The 16,854-nt window shown below is 35.7% G+C and carries 11 protein-coding genes; all 11 read left to right on the top strand.

What is annotated here, in order from left to right; translation table 11 throughout:
• Window positions 1–217 precede the first annotated feature (217 nt).
• Window positions 218–667, top strand: coding sequence for a MarR family winged helix-turn-helix transcriptional regulator (locus tag RTP52_RS05610; RefSeq protein ID WP_312101267.1), 450 nt, complete (start codon window positions 218–220; stop codon window positions 665–667).
• Window positions 668–669: 2 nt separating this feature from the next.
• A complete protein-coding gene (locus tag RTP52_RS05605; RefSeq protein ID WP_312101265.1) occupies window positions 670–2,937 on the top strand; it encodes an ABC transporter ATP-binding protein in 2,268 nt (755 codons plus the stop codon).
• Complete coding sequence (locus tag RTP52_RS05600) at window positions 2,934–4,814, top strand: ABC transporter ATP-binding protein (protein ID WP_312369778.1); 1,881 nt, start codon at window positions 2,934–2,936, stop codon at window positions 4,812–4,814. Before RTP52_RS05605 ends, RTP52_RS05600 begins: the two co-directional genes overlap by 4 nt.
• A gap of 262 nt (window positions 4,815–5,076) precedes the next feature.
• Window positions 5,077–7,776 (top strand): GH36-type glycosyl hydrolase domain-containing protein, encoded by a 2,700-nt coding sequence (locus RTP52_RS05595; protein WP_312369776.1) that lies wholly within the window; start codon window positions 5,077–5,079, stop codon window positions 7,774–7,776.
• A gap of 14 nt (window positions 7,777–7,790) precedes the next feature.
• Window positions 7,791–8,216, top strand: a complete 426-nt coding sequence (locus RTP52_RS05590) for a hypothetical protein (protein ID WP_312369775.1) — start codon at window positions 7,791–7,793, stop codon at window positions 8,214–8,216.
• 74 nt (window positions 8,217–8,290) lie between these two features.
• Window positions 8,291–10,069 (top strand): sensor histidine kinase, encoded by a 1,779-nt coding sequence (locus RTP52_RS05585; protein WP_312369774.1) that lies wholly within the window; start codon window positions 8,291–8,293, stop codon window positions 10,067–10,069.
• A gap of 77 nt (window positions 10,070–10,146) precedes the next feature.
• On the top strand, window positions 10,147–11,727 hold the full coding sequence (locus RTP52_RS05580; RefSeq protein ID WP_312369773.1) for a response regulator: 1,581 nt from the start codon (window positions 10,147–10,149) through the stop codon (window positions 11,725–11,727).
• Window positions 11,728–12,296: 569 nt separating this feature from the next.
• The gene (locus RTP52_RS05575) at window positions 12,297–13,601 is read left to right on the top strand and encodes an ABC transporter substrate-binding protein (RefSeq protein ID WP_312369771.1); all 1,305 of its coding nucleotides are present in this window, start codon (window positions 12,297–12,299) and stop codon (window positions 13,599–13,601) included.
• 189 nt (window positions 13,602–13,790) lie between these two features.
• On the top strand, window positions 13,791–14,684 hold the full coding sequence (locus RTP52_RS05570) for a carbohydrate ABC transporter permease (RefSeq protein ID WP_312369770.1): 894 nt from the start codon (window positions 13,791–13,793) through the stop codon (window positions 14,682–14,684).
• A gap of 112 nt (window positions 14,685–14,796) precedes the next feature.
• Window positions 14,797–15,642 (top strand): carbohydrate ABC transporter permease, encoded by an 846-nt coding sequence (locus RTP52_RS05565; RefSeq protein WP_312369768.1) that lies wholly within the window; start codon window positions 14,797–14,799, stop codon window positions 15,640–15,642.
• Window positions 15,643–15,951: 309 nt separating this feature from the next.
• A partial coding sequence (locus tag RTP52_RS05560) for a glycoside hydrolase family 30 protein (RefSeq protein ID WP_312369858.1) occupies window positions 15,952–16,854 on the top strand: 903 nt, incomplete at its 3' end.

Below are 16,854 nucleotides of genomic sequence, written 5' to 3'. Positions count from 1 at the left end.
TGTTGACGACTCAACAAAATGGTGCTAGAATAGCAATCTGTTGAGCCGTCAACATTTTTTATTCTCAGAAATAAGCGTTTATAAAATATTCTAGTTAGGAAATATTTTGCGCGTCTGAAAATATAATGTTTTTATCGATTGTGCTCTTGATTCATGACAAGGATTAGTTTTCAAAGTTGCTTTTTCTTGTTTATATAGGAAGGTTAGGAGGATAATTATGTATGAACATAGGTCAGAAAACTTCATCTGGTTTGATAAGATTAAAAAAATGGCGCAAAGGCGACAACAGGAGGCCTTAAAACCTTATGGACTTTCTAGTATTCATGCCATGTATCTATTGGTATTGTTGGATCAACCAGATGGTTTGACGTTCAAAGAACTTTGTGGAAAACTTTGTGTGGATAAGGCGAATACCTCCAGAGCTGTAAATGTTCTAGAAGAAAAAGGATATGTTTTTAGAGACTATACGAGCGCTGGAGTTTTAAAATATAAGCTTATTCTAAGTGAGGAGGGAAAGAACATTGCACAGGAGGTAGGGCGTACGATGAAGAAATTTCATTGTCAGCTTGTTGAGCCATTGACGGAAGAAGAAATTAAAACTGTGCGTAACGTAATGTTTAAAATTGCGAAAGCTGTAGATGATATGGAAAATGACAAGGAGGAATAAGCATGAAATTAATAATGAGATACCTAAAACCCTTTGCAGGGGTTGTGGTTCTTTGTATTGTGCTATTATTTGGGCAGGCGATGAGTGACTTAAGCTTACCAACCCTAATGAGTGAAATTGTAACGAACGGTATACAAAATGGTGGTATTGTAGAAAAGGCACCAAAGGCGATTAGTGAAAATGGAATGACCTTTATCACAGCCTTTATGACAGAGGAGAACAAACAACAATTTCTTAACGCTTACCAATTAATAGATAAGGATTCCGAAGATGCAAACACGTATCGTAAAGATTATGAGTTATTAAATCAGGAATCCATATATGTAGAAAAAAGTTTAAGCAAAGAAGAATTAGTACCAATAGAAGACAGTTATGGTAAGGCTGCTTTAGCATTTGTTACCATGATTCAAAAGCAGATGGAACAACAGGGTGGACAGACAACTGAAGCCACCACTACAGATAATGCGAATGAAAATTTTGCAGGAATGACAACAGATAATCTTTATGAGATTCTTCCTATGATTCAGGCTATGCCAAAAGAAGCTATGGGAACATTTATACAGACAGCTTCTGATAGCGATTCTTTTCTTCATGCTCAGATGGGTAGTTTATTTACTAAAATGTTTTATGAAGAACTTGGTGTAAATCTGAATCATTTACAAAGAACTTATATTATATCTACTGGTATAAAAATGCTTGCTATTACATTTGCTGGTGTTATTGCTGCTATTGCAGTTGGATTTTTAGCTTCTAGAATGTCTGCTAGAGTGGCACAACGTATGAGAAGAGATGTATTTTCTAAAGTTGAAAGCTTTTCAAGTGCAGAATATGATAAATTCTCAACCGCATCTTTGATTACTAGAACAACAAACGATATTCAGCAAGTACAGATGCTAATTGGTATGGGTGTACGAATGATGTGCTATGCACCAATTATGGGTATCGGTGGTATTATCTTTGCAGTAAATAAATCCGTATCCTTAAGCTGGATTATAGCAGTAGCTGTCCTAATTTTACTTGGTCTGATTGCGATTATATTCGGGATTGCATTACCAAAATTTAAATCATTACAGAAGTTAATTGACCGTCTTAACTTAGTTAGCCGTGAGAACTTAAGCGGTATGATGGTAATTCGTGCATTTGGTAATGAAGGTTATGAGGAAAATCGTTTTGAAGTAGCCAATGGTGAATTAAGTAAAACAAATCGTTTTGTACAAAGAACGATGTCATTTATGATGCCAGCTATGATGCTTATCATGAACTGTGTCACATTAGTTATTGTGTGGAGTGGTAGTCATGCAATTGCAGAATCTACTTTACAGATTGGTGATATGTTAGCATTTATGCAATATGCAATGCAAATCATCATGGCATTTTTAATGATAGCAATGATGTTTATTATGGTACCAAGAGCGTCTGTTTCTGCAGTTCGTATTCGTGAAGTTTTAGATACTGAACTCGAGATAAACGATAAAAAGAAAACGGTTAGTTTAATTGAAGAAGCAAAGAAAAACGGAAAAAATGTGCAGGGCAAAATTAAATTTAATGATGTATCCTTCCGTTATAATAACGCAGAGTCGGATGTATTAGCGAATATTAGCTTTACTGCAAAACCAGGTGAAACAACAGCATTTATCGGTTCCACTGGTTCTGGTAAATCAACACTGATTAATTTAGTTCCTAGATTTTATGATGTTACAAAAGGAAATATTGAAATCGATGGTGTTGACATACGAGATTTAAAACAAGAAGAACTTAGAGATTTGATAGGATATGTACCGCAAAAGGGTGTTTTATTTACTGGTGATATTGAATCCAATATTCGCTATGGTAAAGAGTTAGCTGAGATACCTGAAATAGATAAAGCGATTGAGGTTGCTCAGGCAAAGGACTTTGTTGAGTCTACAGAGGAAGGTATTAAAACCCCGATTGCACAAGGTGGTACCAATGTCAGTGGTGGACAGAAACAGCGTTTATCCATTGCTAGAGCATTAGTGAAGAAACCACCAATTTATATCTTTGACGATAGTTTTTCAGCATTAGACTTTAAGACAGATTCCGCACTTCGTGCTGCTTTAAAGAAATTCACATCGGATGCTACCGTGTTAATCGTAGCACAGCGTGTTAGTACAATTATGAATGCAGAACAAATTATTGTGTTAGATGAAGGTAAAGTAGTTGGTATTGGTACACACAAGGAGCTCCTTGCTACTTGTAAAGAGTATCAAGAAATTGCGGAAAGCCAGTTATCAAAGGAGGAATTAGCATGAGTCAAGAATCAAACGTAACTCCTAAGGTACCGCAACGCCAAAGAGGACCAATGGGTGGCGGTCCGATGGGCGGTATGGGAATGGGTGGTGAGAAGGCAAAGAACTTTAAGGGTAGTTTCAGAAAGTTAATGTCATATCTAGCACCGTTTCGTATACAAATTTTCGTTGTTATTGTGTTTGCAGCTATCTCCACAGTATTTACAATTGTAGGACCAAAGATATTATCGAAAGCAACCGATGAATTAACGAATGGTATCATGGGGAAAATCACTGGAAAAGGTGGGGAAATTGATTTTTCCTATATAGCATCTATCATGTTGTGGTTAGTATTCCTCTATGTAGTAAGTGCTATTTTTTCTTATATGCAAGGGCACTTAATGTCAGGTGTATCCACAAATATGGCTTATAATCTTAGAAATGCTATCATGAAGAAGATGAATAAGCTACCATTTAGCTACTATAACAAAACCAGTCATGGTGAAGTATTATCAAGAATTACAAACGATGTAGATACCTTAAACATGACCTTAAATCAGAGTATTACTCAATTAATTACCTCAGTTACCTCTGTTATAGGTGTATTAATTATGATGCTCTCCATTAGTTGGAAGCTAACCATCATAGCGGTATTAATCTTGCCATTTTCCTTATTATTGGTTTTAGGCGTAGTTAAGAAGTCTCAAAAATATTTCCAAGGTCAGCAAAAGTATCTTGGACGTGTGAATGGACATATCGAAGAGATGTATGGTGGACACTTGGTTGTCAAAGCATTTAATGGAGAGGAAAAATCTCTTGAAAAATTTGACCAAGAAAACGAAAAGCTTTATGAGAGCGCTTGGAAATCAAATTTCCTTTCTGGATTAATGATGCCAATCATGAATTTTGTAGGTAATCTTGGTTATGTACTAATATGTATTGTTGGTGCATCGATGGCAGCAGGTGGAACTATGACAATTGGTGGAATTCAGGCATTTATCCAATATGTTCGTTCCTTTACTCAGCCAATCTCACAGATTGCCAACATCTCAAATCAAATTCAACAGATGGTAGCAGCTGCAGAGCGTGTATTCGAATTCTTAGATGAAAACGAAGAAAGTAAAGATGATGTAAAGGTTACCATGAACGATGTTGATCTTAAGGGTGATGTAACCTTTGAACATGTACGTTTTGGATATGAGGATACCGATCAGATAGTTATTAAAGACTTCTCCGTGAAGGTAAAAGCAGGACAGAAGGTTGCGATTGTTGGTCCAACCGGTGCTGGTAAAACAACACTGGTTAAGTTATTGATGAGATTCCATGATATTAATAGTGGTGATATCTATGTAGATGGTTATAATACCAAAGACTTCGCTCGTTCTGATCTTCGTACTGAGTTTGGTATGGTTCTTCAAGATACTTGGTTATATAACGGAACCATTATGGATAACATCCGATATGGTAAATTAGATGCAACGGATGAAGAAGTAATAAAAGCAGCAAAGGCCGCACAGGTTGACCACTTTGTTCGTACTTTACCAGATGGTTATCAGATGGTTTTAAACGAAGAAGCAAGCAATATATCGCAAGGTCAGAAACAGCTGTTAACTATTGCAAGAGCTGTACTTGCGGATTCTAAGATTCTTATTCTAGATGAAGCTACTAGCTCTGTTGATACCAGAACAGAAGTTTTAATTCAAAAGGCTATGGATAACTTAATGAAGGGTAGAACTAGCTTTATCATTGCTCATCGTCTCTCAACGATTCGAAATGCAGATATTATCCTTTGTATGAAGGATGGCGATATTATTGAGCAGGGTAATCATGATGAACTCATGAAACTTGACGGATTCTATGCAAATCTATACAACAGCCAGTTTGAAAAGTTACCAGCATAGAGGATAATAAATTTATAGAAGTATATACAATCATAAAGAGGAGCTATTGCTCCATAGATAGTAATTATCTATGGAGCAATAGCTCTATTTTATTACTTTAAAGTTTCGATGAATTATTGAAAGAGTAAAAATATTGCACCAAAAACTAAAAATAATAGATTTTTATTTTCAAGTAGAATTCTATAATAGATACTGGGGGGATTATGCAACCAAAGTTACGTTTGAATAGGAATCAACTAATTAATTGAAAGGAGAGTATGAAATGAGACAATATCAATATCTGAATGAATATGCTGATTTTATGTTAGAGGACCCAGAGTTAACAAGTTATCTCTATTTTCCGATTGCAAATGAAAACGGGGTGATGGCATCGGTGACACCTTCCTTACATGGTGACAATAAGATGGAGCAGAATACCTTTTTATTGGCACCTGTGAGTGCTGAAGAATTACATAACAGTAAAGCATCGAGAAATTTTTGGTGTGACGTGGTAGGGAGAAAGCCTTGGTCGGTGGTTGGAAATTCCAGTGATCAGCAGGCAAATCTGTTTCAAGAAGAAAAGGAGAAAACCTATTTGAGGGCGGGGGTTATGTGGCAGGAGGTCGAGAGAATCTCAGAAACTTATGGACTAACAGCCAAGGTGTTATCCCTGGTACCTGCTTCTGGAGAGACCGTAGAGCTTATGAGGGTAACGATACAAAATATTGGTAGTGATAATATAACCTTTACACCGATTGCTGCAATACCGTTATATGCAAGATCTGCAGATAACTATAGAGACCATCGTCATGTTACCTCTTTATTACATCGGATTCATACAACAGAGTATGGAGTCATAGTAAATCCGACACTTACTTTTGACGAACGTGGGCATAAGAAAAATGAAGTTATTTATGGGGTATTTGGTTCTACAGGGGAATCGAATCCTCCTGTATCTTTCTACCCTACGGTAGAAGATTTTATTGGTGAGGGTGGAAGTTTCGAACAACCAAGAGCTCTTTATGCTAAGAACACAGTACCAGTTTTGGCTGGTGAAACAATGGCAGGATACGAGGTACTTGGAGGACTAGTATTTGAAAAATTGACCTTAAGGGTGGGAGAAGAAAGGACATATCTTGTAGCAATGGGGTATGGAAATTCGGAAGAAAACTTTAAGAAAGAAGCGTTTAAGTTCCTTTCATCAAAAGCTTTTGAGGATATATTATTTTATACAAAAAATTATTGGAATCAGAAAATTAACATTCACTATCATACAGGAAATCAGGACTTTGACCATTTTATGCATTGGGTAAACTTTCAGCCGATGTTACGACGAATCTATGGTTGCTCCTTCTTACCACACCATGATTATGGAAAAGGTGGAAGAGGGTGGCGTGATCTTTGGCAAGATTGTTTAGCGCTACTTATGATGAACCCGTCGGGTGTTCGAGGTATGCTGCAAGATAATTTTTCAGGAATCCGTATGGATGGTACGAATGCAACTATCATTGGAGCAAAACAGGGAGAGTTTATTGCAGATCGAAATAATATCACAAGAGTATGGATGGATCATGGAGTCTGGCCTTTGTTTACCACAGATTTGTACATAAAGCATAGCGGCGATCTTAACTTCCTATTAGAGGAGGTAACCTACTTTAAAGATATGCAAGCGCTAAGAGGGGAAGAAAAGGATACCCAATATAACGATGGTCTTGGAAAAAGGGTTAGGACAGTTGAGGGCGAAGAATACCAAGGTACAATCTTAGAGCATTTATTGCTACAAAACTTAACTGCATTTTATGATGTGGGCGAGCACAATCACATCCGCTTGCGTGGTGCGGATTGGAATGATGCACTTGATATGGCAAAGGAACGTGGAGAAAGTGTTGCATTTACAGCTGCTTATTCATTAAATCTTACAACACTAGCACAGCTTTTAGAAAAACTTGAGGAAAGTGGAGTTACAAGTATACTCCTTGCAAAAGAAATGGAACTATTATTTACAGAAGATATTACTTGCTATAGCGATATAAAGCGTAAAAAGGAAATTCTTTATACTTACTGCAAGCAAGTGAAGGAGACTGTGAGTGGGCATAAAGAGGAGGTTTTAGTATCTGACTTAGTTTGTAATTTAAAGAATAAGTCTGAATGGATAAAAGAGCACATCCGTAGCGAAGAATGGTTAACAAATGCGGAAGGATTTCATTGGTTTAATGGCTATTATGATAATCATGGCCAGAGGGTAGAAGGTGATTTTGCTCAGGGTGTTCGAATGATGTTAACCAGCCAGGTTTTTACGATTATGTCAGGGGTTGCAACAAAGGATCAAGTAAAGGATGTAATTCGTGCAGCAGATCATTATCTATATGAAGAAAAAATGGGTGGTTATCGACTAAATACTGACTTTGGGGAAGTGAAGCTTGATTTGGGCAGAATGTTTGGATTTGCCTATGGTCAAAAAGAAAATGGAGCAGTATTTTGTCATATGGCAATTATGTATGCCAATGCTTTATATCAACGCGGTTTTGCAAAAGAGGGATATCATGTAATAGATAGCCTATTTAAGCATTGTAACAATTTTGATGTAAGTAGAATATATCCTGGAATTCCAGAATATATCGGGGAAAATGGTCGTGGATTATATCATTATCTGACAGGCTCAGCAAGCTGGTTGTTACTCACAGTTCTTACAGAAATGTTTGGTATTAAAGGAAGATTAGGCGATTTATATTTTGAACCGAAGCTACTCTTGGAGCAATTTAGGCAGGATGGTACAGCAAAGGTTGAATTTATATTTGCAGATAAATCCTTTGAAGTTACGTATCAAAACAGTAAGAAGATGGATGTAACAGAGTATCAGGTTGCAGGAATTATATTAGACGGAATGCATTACAAGTCCCAGGATCTTGCTTGTATAAGACGAAGTGATATACTGGAACTTTCTGATCATCAAAAGCATTTCATTACAATCATATTAAGCTAGTGAGGAGACCTATTATGAAAAAAGAATGGATTGAAGTAGTTAGTTATGATAGAGATGGATATCAACCATTAATAGATTTTGAATCATGGCGAGTTGCTATCTTAAATTATTGTGATGAGCTTTCGATTGATCAGATTGAAAACATGCAAAAGCACAATAAAACGGATGAAGTATTTGTTTTATTAGAGGGAGAATGCACTTTATTTACTGGTGGGATGGGTGATAGTTTAGAAGAAATAGATGCTATCTTTATGGAACCGAATCGAATATATAATGTAAAAAAAGGAGTTTGGCATACTCATACCTTAAATCAGCAAGGAAAAGTACTAATCGTTGAAAACCGAGATACTTCAGACGAAAATTCGCCAACCATCTTATTAAATTTGGATCAGAAGGCAGTTTTGCAAAAGAAATGCCACTATTACCAAAGTATGGTATAATGTTTATGCAATATTACAATGAACAGAATAGATGTTACTAAATAGGATGAAAGCGTGAACTTGGAGGGAACAATATGAACGTAAGGAAAGCAGTCCAAGCTATCAAGAGAAGAATCAACATACGTACTAAGATAATTTTCTTATATCTAAGTGTTCTAATCTTATCATTCACGCTTTCTGTAGGGATATTTCGCATTATTCATCAAAAAAGTTTGGAACGAGAGGTCGGAGATGCTGCGATGCAGACCGTCAATGCATTAAAGGGAAATTTAAATTTTATATTCGACAATGTTAACCAGTTTTCCACACTGATATACTTTGATCGTAATGTTCAAAATTCTTTAAAAAACATTGATTCTGCTAGCATTGATCCTCATATCCACCAGACAATTCAGAGTAGCCTTGTGAACATGTTACTTTCAGGCGATTACATATCGAGTGTATTTATTTTTGATATATATAACAACTATTATTACTCTCATAAAATTGGACCCATCTCCGTAAACAAAGACAAGGTGTATCAAACCAACTGGTTTCAGGACTTAAAACAAAATAAGGGTGAGCCAATGTTTATCTCAAAAAGTGAAGATATCATTCAGTTTATTACTAGACCAGATCATAATTATATCTCACTTGTTCGTGAAATATCCGATGTTGATGACTATTCCCCTTTGGCAACACTTTTACTAACCATTGATGAAAAAACAATTCAAAAATACTTTGATGAGGTTGGAAAACAGTACAATTCACAGTATTGTATCGTTGATTCTAAGGGCAATTATGTAATTTACCCCTCTAATTATGATAAGACAATGGACGAGTATTTTCTGACGCAGCAAGAGGTAGAAAATGGTTATGAGGTCTGTCATGCGAATAGCCAATCTGTGATTTTAGCAAGGCAAGACCTAAATATTCATGATTGGAAGTTAGTTGGTATGCTTCCTATCAGCGATAATATGAATTTAAGTGAGTATTATAAATCTTCCATCCTACTTATCATTGGCCTTAATTTTATATTTGTGTTTGTATGTTCCCTAGTTTTAACGAAATTAATCTTTCATCCGCTCTCAAAAGTTCAAAAACAAATGGAGATGGTGGAACGTGGTGAATTTATTGAAATGCCTATAAACCCAGAGCAAACCGATGAGATTTCACAACTTAAAAGGGTATTTAATCAGATGGTTCGGGCAATTATTGACTTGATCCATCAGGTGAAGAAGGAAGAAAAAATTATTGCCCAGGGGGAACTACAATTATTACAGGCACAAATCAATCCTCATTTTCTATACAATACCTTAGATGCTGTTTCCGCACTTGCACTTATTGAAGATCATGAAAATTGCCTTAAGATGACACAAGCTCTGGGGAATTTTTATCGAAATAGTTTAAATAGTGGTCAGGATTTAGTTACAGTGGATGATGAGCAAAGTTGTATTGAAAGTTATGTGACCATATTAAATATTCGTTATGATAATAAAGTTACACTTGTATGTGACATAGAACATAGGATAAAAAAAGAGCCTATCTTAAAACTGATTCTACAGCCAATCGTCGAGAATGCAGTACATCATGGTATTCGGAACAAAGAGGGACAGGGGACGATTCATGTGAAAGGATATCTTGATGAGGAGGACATTATTTTTATCATTACAGACGATGGTGTTGGAATGTCTGAGGAACGGATAAAACAAATTCTTGAGGGAAAAACAAAGACCGGAAAATCAGGTTTTGGTTTGTATAGTTCAATTCAAAGGATAGCGTTATTTTACGATGTAAAAAATCCTATGACAATTCATAGTGAAGTTGGCATTGGTACAGAAGTAATTCTTCGAGTTAAGAAATCCAAGGAATAGAAACAGGCAAATAAATCAATTGATACGATAGGTTTTGTATCTAAATAATACGAAAAAGCGTAGAAATGGTGGTTTATATGAAAATAAAAGTTTTATTAGTAGATGATGAAAAATTAGAGCGCGTATTGATTCGTAAAGGATTTTATTGGGAAGAGCGAGGATTTGAGATTATCGGTGAAGCTTCTCATGGAGAAGAAGCGTTAGATATCATGAATCATAAACAACCAGATTTGGTTGTTACGGATATTAATATGCCTTTTATGGATGGGCTAGAACTTACAGAGGAGATTCTGAAACAGTATCCTCAATGCAAAGTTATCATTGTTACTGGTTATCGAGAGTTCGATTATGCCAGAAGGGCTGTAAAACTTGGTGTAAAAGATTTTTTATTAAAACCTGTGAATATAAAGGATTTGGAAGAAACTGTTACCAAAGTTAAAAAAGAGATTGAGGAGCAAAAGAGTATTAATACAGAATATGTTAAATTACAAGAAACTGTTCATGAACATCATGAAATAGTAATAGAGAGCTTTCTACAGCGTCTAGTAGAAGGAAGAGTGGAAGAAGAAGAGGCAAGGAATAAACTTACTCTCTATGGTTATGAAGGAATATTAAAGAGAAATTGCTGTATTAATATTAAGCCTATTTTCTCACCAGATACTAAGGAGGAAGAAAAATTACAATTAAGCAGGGAAATGCTCTTTGTTGCAAAGTCAATCGGCAGTGATGATATGGTTATCTTTCAACATTTCTTGTATAATATCATTCTTTTTATTCCAAGCCTAGAAGGAATGGAGGAAGAAGCGATAGCGCATAAGCTTTTAGAACGTATCTTAAATCAATTGAGAATAGAATGTATTATTGGAATAAGCGAGGTACAGGATGGGTTTCAAGGCATTCTTCATACTTATATCCAGAGCCAAAAAGCAATTTCAACGAGTGTTATCTTAGGAAAAAATTGTGTTATTCCATATCGTGAGTATCGTAGAATGAAAAGAAAAAGTAGTTCTATGGAGAAATTTGATTGGAAAGAATTTATTGTTGCTATAGAGGATGGGATGGAGAGTCAGGTTTTTGATTCCTTAGATTATTATCTTAAGGCTATGAGTAAGGAAGGATTATTCGATCCGAATTATCTAAAATTAAGCACGATGAGTATGCTATCGAAAGCATCTACCGTTTTAACGAAGTATGGAAAAAGCTTGGAAGATATTATTGATCAGGATGATATGTATGCCAAGGTTTCTAAAATCGATACCATATGGAGTATGAAACAGTATTTAAAAGAAAGTATTGGGGTGATATTGAATTATCATAATACCATCCGAAGTAAAAAAAGTAAATTAATTGACCAAGTAGTTACTTATCTTGAAGAGCATCTATATGAGCAGAACTTAACACTAAAGAGAATTGCTAAAGATGTCTATGTGAATGAAAGTTATCTAAGTCGTATATTTAAAAAGGAAATGGGTGAAAGTCTGATTGAGTATATTACGAGAAAGCGAATAGAAGAAAGCAAGAGATTACTAGATACGACAGATTTAAAGGTTTATGAAATTGCGGAAAGAGTTGGGATTAGCGATCCACATTATTTTAGTATCTGCTTCAAAAAGCAGGTTGGGGTAATGGTTAAGGAATATAAAAAGCAAAGGGTATAAAAGCAAAGAATACATAAAAGCAAAGAATACATAAAAGCAAAGGGCAAAGAAATCTAGCTCAAAACAATTGTTAGAGTCTTGAATGTAAAAAGTGAGTAAGGAGAGAATGCGAAGCTACCTACTCACTTTTTATATTCCTTGATTTTACAGGTAACTTTGAAATGTCTACAAGAAAATAGACTACTTTTTAAGCTATTCCATTTGATTAAAAATTTTCGCTATAGTAAAAATAGTAACCTTTTTTGTAAAAATATTAAATTGAGGTTACGGTCTTTTTTTTATATACTTTCATTATCAACAAAGCATGCAATGTTAGGTAGTGATAGTGTACATAGGAGGGGTTCCTATTCTTAACGATAGGTATTACCAGTAGGAAGAAACAATGAGGAATACGAAATGGCTTTTGATGCCGACTTGCAAGCGAGCGTGATAAGGTCAATGATAGGAGAATCATAAGTTAGAAATTGTTTTGGGGGGTTTTAGGAAAGTAAAACAAATAGAGTAATTAGTGTAAGCGCACAAAGTTCATATTGTTTTATATGCGCTAAAGCAGAAGAATGGAGGGTATTATGAGAAAATTAGTAAAAAGGTTAGCAGCACTTTTCTTAGTTGGAACATTAACCATTAGTATGGCAGCTTGTGGTAAGAACAATGATAAAGCAACGAATAACGATGGTGAGGACACGGTAACTCTTAATGTTTGGCATCAATGGTCAAATGATACCAATGAATTAAAGAAACTCTATGATGAGGCAGTAGTAGCATATCAAAAAGATCATCCAAATGTGAAAATAAATACACAGACATTAGATACAGAAGCATATAAGACAAAGATTTCAGCAGAATTTGCAGGAAAAGCAAGTGGTATTGATGTATTTTATTACTGGGGTGCTGGAATGGCTAGAAAGCTTGTGAATGCAGATAAATTACTTGCGCTTGATAATTATCTGACAGAAGAGGTAAAAGCGAAGATACTTCCTGGTTCAACTACAGCATTTGTATACGATGGAAAAACATACTCTGTTCCAATGTTTTCATGGTATATGACGATGTTTTGTAACAGAGATCTGTTTGATCAAGCAGGAGCTACAATTCCAACGACCTACGATGAGCTTGTAGCAGCAGTTGATAAGTTGAATACTTTAGACGGTGTAATACCAATAGCAGCGGGAGCAAAAGATGGTTGGAATGCAGCATTTATTTATCAAGCATTAGCACTTCGTGAAGTTGGTGCAACAAGTATTAATTCAATGTTAAGCGGCAATGCAAAGTTCGAAGGAGAAGGATATGCAGAAGCAGCTAAAAAAGTTGTAGATTTATATCAAATGGGCGCCTTCGGTAAAAATCCTTTAGAATCTGGTAATGATGATGCAAACTCTGCCTTTATCAGCGGAAAAGCTGCTATCAGAATAATGGGAAGCTGGTTTGCAAATCAAGTATACACAGATACTACAGCGACAATAAATCCTGAGAATGTAGTAGCATGTAAGATTCCAGTTATTGAAGGAATGGGAAATGCAACGGATTATGCTGGTGGTTTTGTAGAGTCCTTCTGGGTAAATAAGAATACGAAATACGAAAAAGAAGCAGCTGAGTTCGCAATCTATATCAACGAGAAGATGGGAAAAGCAGCATATGAAACTGGCACTGGATTCTGTGGTTGGAATGTCGACTTAGATGAGAGTAAATTAAATCCTTTATTTATCCAGATTAAAGGCTTATTAGCGGATAGTGTGGAAGGTGTATTGGCTTGGGATACTTCCTTAGATGCGAATCCAGCTACCATTCATAATGAACAGGTTCAGACACTATTTGCTCCAAATGCTGATGTAACAGCATTTATAAATGAGCATCAAGCGGCAATTAATAAATAATGTTGCTGTATCATGTGCAAAGCGACATGAGGAATGATAGATTCAATTTTTAGTAGTATAAAAAGCAAGGCTGTGACTAAATGAATAGGTATCTGTCATTTTGCACAGCCCTTTTTATAAGCAAAAATATTAGAAAGGGTTCACTTTGTCTAACAAACGCCCTTGAAATAAGTATGGGAGGGATTTTCTATGGATCGTATGTTAGGTAAGAAAAGAACGATTGCATTCTTTATTTTACCTGCATTGTTGCTTTTTCTCTGCTTTGTTGTTGCACCTTTGGTAGCATCTGGTATCTATAGTTTGTTTGAATATGACGGAGTAGGTACTAAGGACTTAATTGGCTTACAAAATTATATTGATTTGTTTTCAAAGGATCAGTATTTCCTAAAAGCACTAATAAACTCATTTATTCTGGCAGGGGCTTCAATTTTTATTCAATTACCAATCTCGTTATTGATAGCGATTGTTTTGGCAAGAGGTGTAAAAGGAGAAAAGTTCTTTCGAACAGTCTACTTTGTTCCAGTTGTTATTTCAAGCATGGTAATCGGTCAGTTGTGGATGAAAATTTTTCACAGTGAATACGGATTACTGAATATGGTTATTCGGTTGTTTGGAAACAAGGAGTTTGAATTTTCTTGGCTTTCTACTCCATCAACAGCTTTTTTAGCAACAGTAATACCCGCAGTTTGGCAATATATTGGTTATCATATGCTTTTGTTTTATGCAGGGATTAAGTCTATTTCTAGTGATTATTTTGAGGCAGCAAAGATAGATGGAGCAACAAATCGTCAGATTTCAGTTCGGATTACCATCCCTTTGTTAGCACCAGTAATCAAAACCTGCCTTATCTTTTCTCTGACCGGGTCACTTCGTGCGTTTGACTTAATCTATGTTATGACCGGAGGTGGGCCAAATCACGCGAGTGAGGTTCCAGGAACGTTAATGTACAATAGTTTATTCCGTCGTGGCTTATATGGTTATGGTAGTGCGCAGGCTTTTTTAATTGTTGTGGAATGTCTTTTGTTTAGTTACCTGATTGGTAGAATGTTTAAAAAAGCAGAAGACAATGCTTCAGCAATCTAAGGTAGATGGGAGGTAAGAGTGAAAGATTTTAATCTTTCACTCACCAAGTTTGTGCTGCGGCAAACTTGAGCCATTGGCTGCTCCCAAAACAGTCGCAGCATGGAGGCTAACTATGAAGGGAAAGAAAATAACATCAAAAAAAGTAAACAAGATTACATTACTCCTTATCTTAAGTCTTATCGCAATTACACAGCTATTTCCACTATATTGGTTGATTACGTTTTCATTGAAAAGCAATGTTGAAATCTTTGGAGAAAACATCATCGGATTACCCAAACAATTTCGATGGATAAATTATAAAACAGCACTAACGGATGGTGGTATACTACAGTACTTTTTAAACTCTGTTTTTTACTCCTTTGTGACGGTAGTAGTATCTGGATTGTTTTCTGCGATGGCAGCGTATGCAATTGCAAGAATGAGATGGAAACTTCGAGGTTTCGTCTTTGGCTTATTTTCACTTGGAATCATGATACCAACACAGGCAGCATTACTTCCCTTATTTCAAGTGTTAGACCGTTTGGGATTAAAGGGGGGGTATCTTGGACTATTAATTCCTTATATTTCGTTTGCGCTTCCGATGAGTATTATGATTTTGACAGGTTTTTATAAAGGGATACCAAAAGAAATCGAAGAAGCAGCATATATTGACGGAAGTGGAATTTTCCGTTGCTTTTTAGAAATTATACTACCAATTATTAAACCAGCGATTGCCACTGCATCTATCTTTACTTTTCTTGGGACATGGAATGAATTGATGTTTGCAAATACTCTTGTGGATAGCTCCACATATCGAACTCTTCCGGTTGGGATTATGTCCTTTGCTGGACAATATTCTACCGATTGGGGACTGATTGGTGCAGGCATGGTAATAGCTACCTTGCCAACCATTCTAATTTATTTCTTACTTAGTAATCAGGTGCAACAAAGTCTTGTTGCAGGAGCAGTAAAAGGTTAAGTGAAAACTAAAAAAATGACACCATATTGGAAATAAAGATATGATAGGAGGGTGTGATTTTAGCTATGATAAAAAAGGGGTTTGTTAATGGTCGTTCTTTTCAGAAGGTACGTTACAATAACCCTTTTCTTAATATCATAGTTAGTTATAGCTATACTATAGTTGTAATCAAATACGATAGGCAATGAGTATATTTTATTATGACAGTATTACATTTGTAAACAGCAGTGGTATGCAATGGTGTTAGTAAGGAGGAAGGAGATAGGTTGGTATGAAAATTAGAACAGTAATAACGGATTATCATAAGAAATATTTTTACAAGAATCAGAGGAATTCATAGCATCTAAAGTAGGGAGTAATCAGGTTGTAACTATATACCCAGAACTAACCTACCAGACAATTCGTGGCTTTGGTGGCGCATTTACAGAGGCTTCCGGTTATAATTTTTCAAAGCTTAGTAAAGAAAAGAAAGAGATAGTTTTAAATGCATATTTTGGTAAGAATGGAATTCACTATACCTTAGGAAGAACGCATATCAATAGTTGTGATTTTTCACTATTTAACTATGCATATCTTGAAAAAGATGAGGATATCAATCAAAAGTTTAATCGAGATCGAGACAGAGAATATATTGTACCTATGATAAAAGCAGCAATCGAACTTAGTAAGGATACTATTACTTTCTTAGCATCCCCATGGTCACCACCAGCATTTATGAAGACCAATCATGATATGAATCATGGTGGCGAATTAAAAGAGGAATATAAAAAAGATTGGGCGAAGTACATAGCAACCTATGTTAAGGATTGTAAAAAAGACGGAATTACTATATCTATGCTAACGGTACAAAATGAGCCCGAAGCAACACAGGTATGGGATTCCTGTCGTTATAGTTCAGCACAGGAAATGGAATTTGTCAGAGATTATCTGGGACCTGTCTTAGAGGAGGAGGGTCTTAGTAATGTAAAAATATATGTTTGGGACCATAACAAAGAATTACTATATGAGCGAGCAAAGGAAATTCTTTCTGATTCTAGGGCAAGAGAGTGCATTAGCGGTATGGCTTTTCATTGGTATACCGGAGATCATTTTGAGGCACTTGATTTAGTGAGAGAACAATTTCCGGAACAAGAACTTCTATTCACTGAAGGTTGTGTTGAATATGGAAGATTTTTTGATTCCTCCGAGATTTGGAAGGCAGAAATGTATGCT

Source organism: Lachnoclostridium sp. (genome assembly GCF_031997925.1).
In the GTDB taxonomy this organism is placed as follows: Bacteria; Bacillota; Clostridia; order Lachnospirales; family Lachnospiraceae; genus Lachnoclostridium.
This window is presented reverse-complemented; position numbering and strand designations above follow the sequence as displayed.

Bases quoted from the DNA above. Each gene is read 5' to 3' on its own strand.
- RTP52_RS05605 (WP_312101265.1), top strand. From the start codon at position 670: ATGAAATTAATAATGAGATACCTAAAACCCTTTGCAGGGGTTGTGGTT.
- RTP52_RS05570 (WP_312369770.1), top strand. From the start codon at position 13,791: ATGGATCGTATGTTAGGTAAGAAAAGAACGATTGCATTCTTTATTTTA.
- RTP52_RS05590 (WP_312369775.1), top strand. From the start codon at position 7,791: ATGAAAAAAGAATGGATTGAAGTAGTTAGTTATGATAGAGATGGATAT.
- RTP52_RS05595 (WP_312369776.1), top strand. From the start codon at position 5,077: ATGAGACAATATCAATATCTGAATGAATATGCTGATTTTATGTTAGAG.
- RTP52_RS05580 (WP_312369773.1), top strand. From the start codon at position 10,147: ATGAAAATAAAAGTTTTATTAGTAGATGATGAAAAATTAGAGCGCGTA.
- RTP52_RS05575 (WP_312369771.1), top strand. From the start codon at position 12,297: ATGAGAAAATTAGTAAAAAGGTTAGCAGCACTTTTCTTAGTTGGAACA.
- RTP52_RS05610 (WP_312101267.1), top strand. From the start codon at position 218: ATGTATGAACATAGGTCAGAAAACTTCATCTGGTTTGATAAGATTAAA.
- RTP52_RS05565 (WP_312369768.1), top strand. From the start codon at position 14,797: ATGAAGGGAAAGAAAATAACATCAAAAAAAGTAAACAAGATTACATTA.
- RTP52_RS05600 (WP_312369778.1), top strand. From the start codon at position 2,934: ATGAGTCAAGAATCAAACGTAACTCCTAAGGTACCGCAACGCCAAAGA.
- RTP52_RS05585 (WP_312369774.1), top strand. From the start codon at position 8,291: ATGAACGTAAGGAAAGCAGTCCAAGCTATCAAGAGAAGAATCAACATA.